Origin of the sequence: Pseudonocardia sp. N23 (assembly GCF_002583555.1) — a bacterium.
Taxonomy (GTDB): Bacteria; Actinomycetota; Actinomycetes; order Mycobacteriales; family Pseudonocardiaceae; genus Pseudonocardia.
On the sequence record NZ_BEGX01000030.1, the window covers coordinates 1 to 8384 of the forward strand.

An 8384-nucleotide genomic window follows, 5' to 3' on the forward strand; every position below is an offset into this window, starting at 1 on the left:
GCCGCACGCCCCGGGCAGCGCGAAGCGGCGCGACGGCGAAGCCGGCGCCTTGATCAGGTAGAGAAATTGTGAACCCCGCACGCCGCATGTCCGGATCGGCCGGCTGCCGATGGATCGTGATGCCTAGTGTGAGGTGGTTCGGTGTGAGGTGGTTCGGTGTTTGGCTGGTGGCCTAGTTGGACGCGTCTACGACATTGACGCCGTCGTGCACGCGAACGCTGACGCCGTCGTGCAGAGCGTCCTCGATTCGGACAGCGAAGGCCGGTATCAGACGCTCGCGGACCTGAGCGATGGTGAGCCACTCGACTTGCTGCGACTCGTCGGTCTCGCGTGGCGTCCCATCGATCGGCCGGCATCGGAACACGAGGGCGACGACCCCGCGCTCTATGTTCTTGTAGACGCCCGTAAGGCGCTGGACCTCGACGTCGACGCCGGTCTCTTCCTCGACTTCGCGACGCACGCCTTGCTCGAAGGTCTCGCCGAGTTCGAGTACGCCGCCCGGAGCCTCCCAACGCCCGTTGTCGCGACGCTGGACGACCAGCACCCGCCCGGCAGCGTCGACAACGACCCCAGCGACTGCGACCGAGTGCGTCGGGGCTTCACTCACCGGTCGACCCATCTCTCCACACGACGATGGTCTTGTCGTCATGACGCTTGGAGCGCGGCAGACGACGCCCGTCGGGGTCGGCCTCCGTCTCCCAGGTTTGAGCGTCGCGAACGAGCCTGCCGAGGCCCCCGTCGCCGAGACTTGCAGCCGAAGACCAGGCGTCGAGCCTGTCCAGGTGTTTCTGGACGCCGTCGCTGGTCAGCACAGCCCATCGCACCGTCGAGCGGGGGAACGTGCGGATGACGAGTTCGTATGCGGCAGCCGGTTCAGCCTCTGCGATCCAGTAGCCGCCCACCCGGTTTCGCAACGGGCGCTCGCTGCGCTGCAGCTCGCGCAGTCGCGTGCGGTGAGCTTCGCCGTAGCCCTCGCCGTGCTCCAGCGCCCGCCGGTACGCGACCCGCCGCTCGACCGCGATGTCGTCGAGGCGGTCGTCGCTCACGCGTGCCGCCGTGTCGTCCTGCAAGCCGATGACCGCCGTGCTGTCGCCCAGTGCGGCCACCTCCACGAGCTCGTCACCCGCGCGCAGGATCAGCACCGTGGACGAGGGCGCTGCGCCGGGCGTAAGGCCGAGTCGCTCGACCGTCTCCGCCAACGCTGCGCGGAGTTGCTCCCGGAGGTCACCGTCATCGACGCGACGAAGGAGTGCCTCGAGCAGGACGTCGACGTACTCGTCGGCTGGTGGCGCCTCTGGGCTGTAGGAGGTGGCGCCATCGAGGACCACCACGGATCGCGACGTTGTCCCCCAGCGGTCCTGACCTGGCGGCTCACCACCGGGCAGTGATGCCGCCGAGACGATCAGGCCCATGCGCGCGGCGGCACAAGGACGTCGATGCTCTTGGGTGCCAGGCCGTCGAACTCGGCAGCCACCGCCATGCTGAACGACTCCTCGGGGTGAGCGGCATACAGCTCGGCGAGGTGCTCCGTGAGGTAGTGCGCCGCGCCGATCGAGCCGAGGGCGTGGATACCGGCGATGTGGGTGACTACTTGCCCGTCGCGGACGTGTCTCGCGAGGTAGGCGACGCATGCTCGACGCGGCTCCGGGTCGTCCATCGGGGAGCTGAACCGCTCCCCCGTCGTCTTATCGACGATGTACCAGAGACCCCCGTCGGCGATCGTCATCCCGAGGACCTGGTCCTCGGACATGAGCGCGTTGCCGATATGCGCCGATGCGGGACCGCACACCACCACAGCGTCGCCGGACGGCTCCCACTCCTCGCGCGGGTCGATGACCCGTCGGTCGGCGGTGAACGCGAGCTGCTCGACCTCGTCGATCAGGTGACTGCCGACGGCATCGTCCTCGGCGGCGATGACCATGTCCTCGCGTTCGAGAATTCGCCGGCCCACGACTGCGACGTCGAGGGGGCCTACCCCGAAGAACGCGCGGTGGGCGGGCGGCGCGCTGTTGCGGATCTGGGTGATCCGGCCCTTCGTCAGGCCGAACGCCTTCGCCACCTCGGTATAGCTGCCGCCGAGCTGGTCCCGGGCCTCCTCGATCGCTGCCCGCCGCAGGCGTGCGAGTTCCACCGAGCGCTGCTGGTAGGTAGCCAGAAGCTCGGTCGCCCTACGCCCACGACGCACCGGGTCAGGCTCCCGGCGCAAGCGTTCGAACTCCTCGTCCACACTCCGAGTTTAGGCCCCTTGACAAGAGGATCATCGACAGGCACGATCTGTTTAGCCCCCTCAACGCATTTCCGAAGTGTTTAGGGGCCTACACCTCACTTGAAGGAGACGGACCGATGCGAGACATCCCAGTGAACCTCGGTGGCTACAAGCTGACGATCGTCGAGCCGCCGACCCCGAAGATGCGTGAGGACGCGAAGGGCCAGCAGGTTCTGGTCACCGATCGGGACGGCGCCACCCAGTTCACGGTGTCGCTGTTCGCGAAGCTGCGGGTCAAGACGGGCGAGCGCGCCCCGAAGGGCGAGGAGATCAAGGTGACCCTGGGTACCGACCCGGGTCCCGACTTCGGCGAGGACGTCCGGGTCGAGTTGCTCGACGCACGGGTCTCGCCGTACCAGGTCGAGTCGGCTGGCCGAGTCACCTCTGGCCTGGCCTGGCGCGCGATGGGCATCAAGCACGCGGCGCCCGCTCCGGCTCCGCGCAACAACGGCGACAAGTAGCCGTCCGGGGCCGCTATGCCCGAACGTCCGGCGACCCCGATCGGTCGCGACTGGGCACGGGGCAGCCGATCCCTCGATTCGGCAAATCACGCAATTCCGCAGTGGCTGCCCCCCTGCCCGAAAACAGGCCATGACCGACTCGGAGGTCCTGATGCTCACCGCTCGACCACCACAGACTCGCTGCGCCGACTGCTCGGGCTCCGGCTCGTGCGACGTCTGCGACGGCTACGGCACGACGTCTGACAGCTACCCCGGCGCCGACGACGGCCGAGACTGTCCCGCCTGCCTCGGCGATGGCGTCTGTCCCCGCTGCCACGGAGCCCAAAACCCTTGCACCGCTTCGACTCCTGAGGAGGAGCCATGTCGCTGACCGCCCACTCCCCCGTCGCCCACGGTCGAGTTCGCCGGCCCTCGAACGGCGTCGGCCGACTCGTCCGACGCCTCGACCGTGAACGACGGAAGTTCCTCACCGCCGCCACCCCGGAGGTCCCCACCGAGCAGGCCTGGCGAGCAGGCGTCGCCGAGGGTCTCCGCCTGGCTCAGCTCGCGATCCGCAAGGGAGTCTGATCATGGCCCGGCCTCACACCCGCCCGTCGATGCGTCACCTCGCCCACCGCGACGTCGTCCGGCACTCCTCGCGCCGAGTCGGCGGTGAGTTCCGTTGCCTCACATGGTTCGCCCGTAACCCGCTGTTCCTGCTGATGCCGACCGTCCTCATCGTGGCCGGGGTCTACGTCGGTCTCGTCCCGACGACCGTCGTCGTCCTCTCACTCGCCCTCGCCGTGACCCTCTGGGGCCGTCTGCACCCGCGCACCTTCGACCGCTGGGCCGCGCCGACCCTGCGTGCCGCGTGGCGACGCTGGACCTCCTATCGCGGACGCCGTTGGGCTGCGGTCCTCGTCGACTGCGGACTCGCCCGGGAGAACCACCACACCGGCCGCGTCGACGCACCTCGCGTCATGCGGGTCCGCTCGGCCACCCGCTCGATCGACACCCTGCACGTGCGCATCACGCGCGGTCAGGACCTCACCCTGTGGACCGGCCGCATCGAAGCCCTCGCCGATGCGCTCGGCGCCCATCGCGTCGCCGTCACGCGCCACCGCCCGGGCGTCCTTGCGGTCGTGGTCGAGCGTCAAATGCCCTTCGCCCTTCCGATCCCCGCTCCCGCGATCCCGACCGACTCCGAGACGGTCGACCTCGCGGCCCTCGACGTCGGTGATGACGAGTACGGCCACCCGTTCACCCTCGCGCTGCCCGGTCGGCACGTGCTCGTCGCAGGCGCCACCGGCTCGGGCAAGGGGTCGCTGATCTGGGCGCCGTTGCGCGCCATGGGCCCAACCATCCGCGACGGCCTGGTCCGGCTGCACGTCATCGACCTCAAAGGCGGCGCCGAAACCCGGCGCGGGGCGCCGCTGTTCCACCGCCACGCCACTACTCCCGCCGAAGCCATCGCCCTGCTGACGGCCGTGCGCGACGAGATGAAGGCCCGGCAGGCTCACATGGCAGAACACGGGCTCCGCCGGCTGTCCGCCACCACCGACATGCCGTTGGACCTGGTCCTGATCGACGAGCTGGCCATGCTCACCGCCTACGGCGAGCGCGGCGACGTCCGCGAGGCCCTGCGTCTGCTGGCGGAAATCCTCACCCAGGGACGCGCGTGTCTGACCTCGGTGATGGGCTACGTGCAAGAGCCCTCGAAGGATGTCGTCGACGTCCGTGAGCTGTTCCCGACCCGCATCTGCCTGGGCGTCACCGCCAGCTCGCACGTCGACATGGTTCTCGGCGACGGAGCCCGTGAGCGTGGGGCGCTCGCGGATGCCATCCCGGGCGACCTGGACCACGCCGGGATCGGCTACGTCATCGACCAGCGCTCTCGTCTCCCGATCCGCGTCCGCGCCGCCCTGGTCACCGACGACGAGATCGACGAGCTCGTCGCGGCCTGCGCCCCGCCTGCTGGTCAGGTGCTGCACTCGATCGCGACGCGTGGGGAGGGCTCGTGATGTGGGCCGTCACCGGATGGGCCGCCGCGACGTGGCTGCGCGTCACCCTCGGCCTCGCTGCCGTCGTCGGAGTGCTCTGGCTCGTGCTCGGCTCGTCGTCCGGCTGGTTCTGGGCGACCGTCGTCGCCGCCGTGTTCATCGAGTGGCAGACGACTCGCGCCCTCGCCGCCGAGTGGGGCGCTGAGGCCCGCCACTCCTGGTGGTGGACCCGATGACCCGCACTTCCCGTCTCGGCCGTGAGGCACCCGGTCAGGACATGTTGTTCGACGACGACCTCACCGATCGAGTGCTCCGCGATGCGCGGGACCCGGGCTACGCGCTGGTTGGCATCAACGAGTCGGTGCACACCCGCCACATCGGCACCCGAGCCGCTGAACACGCCCTCCCGGTCCGTCCGGACGTGGCTGCGACCGTGCACCAGCTGCTCACCGCCGGCCGACTCGTCCACGGCCCGCGCCTGACCGTCACTGTCGACGGACGAACCGAACCGGAATCCGCGACCGCGGTCGACATCCCCGCCGTCGCGACCACCGGACCTCAGCCCGGCGACCGGCTCCTCGTCCATGTCGACGTCGTCCGCCCCGGCCTCGGCCTGGTCACCTGCAGCGTCGGTGACTTCTCCGGCTCGATCATCCGCGAGAGCGGTACCTACCTCGTCGAGACCGAGACCGGCGACGTGATCGGCCGGGCCCGCTCCTACCGCGCCGGGGCCGAACGCCTCGCCCGTCACCACGGATTCCGGGCCGACCCCGTCGAGATCGAGCACGAACACGAGGTCTACGGATGAACGACCATGCCCTGACCGATCGACTCCGCGCCTTCGACTACACCTCGTGGCGAGCCCGGATGGAAGCCACCGGCGGCTGCGCCCACCCGGTTCGACTCCGAGGCTCCTCGACGATCACGACCCACGACGGCCGCGTCATCGCCCATCGGACCGGCGAGGTGTGGGGACCGTGCGGGAATCGTCGCGAGACCGTCTGCCCAGCCTGTTCCGACCGCTACGCCGCCGACGCGTTCCACCTGATCCGCGCCGGACTCTCCGGGGACGAACGCGGGGTCCCCGCCACGGTCACGGAGCGGCCCCGGGTGTTCCTCACCCTCACCGCACCCTCGTTCGGGCCGGTGCACACCCGCCGCATCACCGCGCGCGGGCGGGTCATCCCGTGCAGCTGCGGGCGCCATCACCGGGCCAACGATCCCGACCTCGGCGGGGCTGTCGACCACGACACCTACGACTATCAGGCCGCGGTGCTCTGGCAGGCCCACGCCGGAAAGCTCTGGCACCGCTTCGCCATCGCGCTGCGTCGTGCCCTCGCCGCTCGACTGGGTGTCTCCGGACGCCGGTTCGGCCAGGTGGCGCGCCTGTCGTACGCAAAGGTCGCCGAGTACCAGCGCCGCGGGCTGGTCCACTTCCACGCGGCCATCCGCACCGACGGACCCGACGGCCCGTCCGACCCACCACCGCCCGGGCTCACGTCTGACGCTCTGCACGATGCCGTCCGCGAGGCAGCGGCCTCCACCACCATCGACGTCGAGCGGCCGGACGGCACGGTCCTCACGCTGCGATGGGGCGCCCAGCTCGACCTGCGCGAGATCACGGCCTCCGCACACGACGCGGTCACCGACGAGATAGGCGAGATCACCGACGCCCGGTTGGCCGGCTACATCGCGAAGTACGCCACCAAGGGCACCGGCAAGACCGACGGGCATCCCGACCGACCGATCCGGTCGCTGGCCCACCTCGAGCGGATGCAGCTCGCCACGCACCACCGGCGGCTGATCGAAACCGCATGGGAGCTGGGCGGCCTTGGTCCCTACGCGGACCTCAACCTGCGGAAATGGGCGCACATGCTCGGCTTCCGCGGCCACTTCCTCACCAAGAGCCGCGCCTACTCCACCACGTTCCGCGTCATCCGCGGGGAACGTCGCGCCTGGCGCCTCGCCGAGCAGCTCGACCAGCTCGGCCACCCCACCGACGAGCCCGTGATCGTCGTCAACGACTGGCACCTCGTCGGCATCGGCCACCACACCCAGACAGACCGCGAACTCGCCATCGCCCACGCCGAACGCATCCGAGAACAGCGCACCACGAGGGAGACGACATGACCCGCCACGACAGCCCCGCCATCGAGCGCGTCTTCCTGACCGTCGAGGAGGTCGCCGAGGCTCTCCAGATCGGCCGGACCCGGGTGTTCACGCTGATCGCTGCACGAGAGATCACGTCGGTGAAGATCGGCAACCTGCGCCGCATCCCGGTCGACGCCGTCCGCGAGTACGCCATGCGCCTGGTTCAGCTCGAACGAGAGGCGAGCTGATGGCCGCCGGACGGAAGCGCGCGAACGGCGAAGGATCGATCTACAAACGCACCGATGGCCGCTACGTCGGCTCGGCGTTCGTCCCGGTTGTCGGCGGCGGTCGGCAGCGACGCTACGTCTACGGCCGAACGCGGCAGGACGCGCGCGACGCGCTCGATGATCTGCTCCGCAAGGCCGCTACCGGCGTCCGTCGTCCGCTCAAGCGCGCCACCGTCGGCGAGTACCTCGACTACTGGCTCGACGAGGTCGTGAAGCCCGAACTCCGCCCCACGACCTACGCGGGCTACGAGACGATGGTCCGCGTCCACATCAAGCCGGTCCTCGGGCGCAAGAAGCTCGACGAGCTGGGGCCGGCCGATGTCCGTCACCTCCTCGCCGTGCTGCGCGAGAAGGAGACGACCGGGCACGGCGGTGGCCGTCGGACGCTCTCCAAGCGGATGGTCCAGTTCGCGCATGCGGTGCTGCGCAACGCCCTGTCGAACGCGGTCCGGGAGGAGCTGATCACCCGGAACGCGGCGAAGCTGGTCAAGATGTCGAACCCCGAGTACGACGTCGGGACCGGGCTCGACCCGATCGCCGCGCGGGCTCTGCTCGCCAGCATCACCGAGGACCGCCTCTACGCCCTCTACGTCTGCGCGATCGTCCTCGGGATGCGACGCGGCGAGCTGCTCGGGCTCATGTGGGACGCGGTCGACCTGGACGGGAACCGCCTCGTTGTCCGGCAGTCGTTGAGCTGGGTCAACGGGCGCGCCGTGCTGCAGCCACCCAAGACCAGGACCTCGCGGCGGGTGATCCCGCTGCCGGACGTCGTCGCGACCGCTCTGCGCGAGCACCGGAAGCGGCAGGACGACGAGCGAGCGGACACGGGCGATAGTTGGGAGGACAGCGGCTTCGTCTTCACCACCCGACGAGGCGCACCGATGTCGCCCTACACGCTGAGCAAGTACTGGCGAGACCTCCGCGAGAAGGCCGGCCTCGGGACGCTGCGCTTTCACGACCTCCGCCACACCGCCGTGTCGCTGCTGCTCGCCCTCGGCGTCCCGCCGCACGTCGTCCGCGAGATCGCCGGGCACAGCGACATCAAGGTCACGATGCTGGTCTACGCCCACGGCAGCCTCGCCGAGAAGAAGGCCGCCCTTGACAAACTAGGGAAGGCCCTATCATCGGAGCTTCCGTAGGTGCATGTCGGGTCTCGGCTGATGCTTGACGTTCCGGTCTCACCTGATGCTTGACGCTCGGGCCTGATCGGCTTTCCTGCTCCTCGTCCTTCGTGACGACGGTGGTGGGGAGGCCGGGAATGGCCCTGGTGGACATGACCGTGGTCGAACAGCGCTACCGC

General features: G+C 69.6%; 11 protein-coding genes. 8 read left to right on the forward strand and 3 right to left on the reverse strand.

Features of this window, described 5'->3' with window-relative positions; translation table 11 throughout:
- Nucleotides 1-172: 172 nt before the first annotated feature.
- From TOK_RS10480 to TOK_RS10490, 3 genes are read right to left on the reverse strand one after another with little or no spacing between them, the layout of a single operon-like run.
- Nucleotides 173-607, reverse strand: a complete 435-nt coding sequence (locus TOK_RS10480; protein ID WP_098957636.1) for an NUDIX hydrolase — start codon at nucleotides 605-607, stop codon at nucleotides 173-175.
- A complete protein-coding gene (locus TOK_RS10485; RefSeq protein ID WP_098957637.1) occupies nucleotides 600-1412 on the reverse strand; it encodes a protein phosphatase 2C domain-containing protein in 813 nt (270 codons plus the stop codon). Before TOK_RS10485 ends, TOK_RS10480 begins: the two co-directional genes overlap by 8 nt.
- A complete protein-coding gene (locus TOK_RS10490) occupies nucleotides 1403-2131 on the reverse strand; it encodes a hypothetical protein (RefSeq protein WP_253258306.1) in 729 nt (242 codons plus the stop codon). Before TOK_RS10490 ends, TOK_RS10485 begins: the two co-directional genes overlap by 10 nt.
- A gap of 212 nt (nucleotides 2132-2343) precedes the next feature.
- On the opposite strand from TOK_RS10490, the gene TOK_RS10495 reads away from it, so the two are divergent.
- The 8 genes from TOK_RS10495 (at nucleotide 2344) to TOK_RS10530 (ending at nucleotide 8223) form a co-directional block, all read left to right on the forward strand.
- Nucleotides 2344-2727, forward strand: a complete 384-nt coding sequence (locus TOK_RS10495; RefSeq protein ID WP_098957639.1) for a hypothetical protein — start codon at nucleotides 2344-2346, stop codon at nucleotides 2725-2727.
- Between the two features lie 360 nt (nucleotides 2728-3087).
- Nucleotides 3088-3294, forward strand: a complete 207-nt coding sequence (locus TOK_RS10500) for a hypothetical protein (RefSeq protein ID WP_098957640.1) — start codon at nucleotides 3088-3090, stop codon at nucleotides 3292-3294.
- A 2-nt stretch (nucleotides 3295-3296) separates the two neighbouring features.
- Nucleotides 3297-4727 (forward strand): FtsK/SpoIIIE domain-containing protein, encoded by a 1431-nt coding sequence (locus TOK_RS10505; protein WP_253258307.1) that lies wholly within the window; start codon nucleotides 3297-3299, stop codon nucleotides 4725-4727.
- A complete protein-coding gene (locus TOK_RS10510; protein ID WP_098957641.1) occupies nucleotides 4727-4942 on the forward strand; it encodes a hypothetical protein in 216 nt (71 codons plus the stop codon). Before TOK_RS10505 ends, TOK_RS10510 begins: the two co-directional genes overlap by 1 nt.
- Nucleotides 4939-5514, forward strand: a complete 576-nt coding sequence (locus TOK_RS10515; protein ID WP_141566341.1) for a hypothetical protein — start codon at nucleotides 4939-4941, stop codon at nucleotides 5512-5514. Before TOK_RS10510 ends, TOK_RS10515 begins: the two co-directional genes overlap by 4 nt.
- The gene (locus TOK_RS10520; RefSeq protein ID WP_098957643.1) at nucleotides 5511-6836 is read left to right on the forward strand and encodes a replication initiator; all 1326 of its coding nucleotides are present in this window, start codon (nucleotides 5511-5513) and stop codon (nucleotides 6834-6836) included. Before TOK_RS10515 ends, TOK_RS10520 begins: the two co-directional genes overlap by 4 nt.
- Nucleotides 6833-7045, forward strand: coding sequence for a helix-turn-helix domain-containing protein (locus tag TOK_RS10525; RefSeq protein ID WP_098957644.1), 213 nt, complete (start codon nucleotides 6833-6835; stop codon nucleotides 7043-7045). The genes TOK_RS10520 and TOK_RS10525 overlap by 4 nt, the downstream gene beginning before the upstream one ends.
- Nucleotides 7045-8223 (forward strand): site-specific integrase, encoded by a 1179-nt coding sequence (locus TOK_RS10530; RefSeq protein WP_098957645.1) that lies wholly within the window; start codon nucleotides 7045-7047, stop codon nucleotides 8221-8223. The genes TOK_RS10525 and TOK_RS10530 overlap by 1 nt, the downstream gene beginning before the upstream one ends.
- Nucleotides 8224-8384 lie beyond the last annotated feature (161 nt).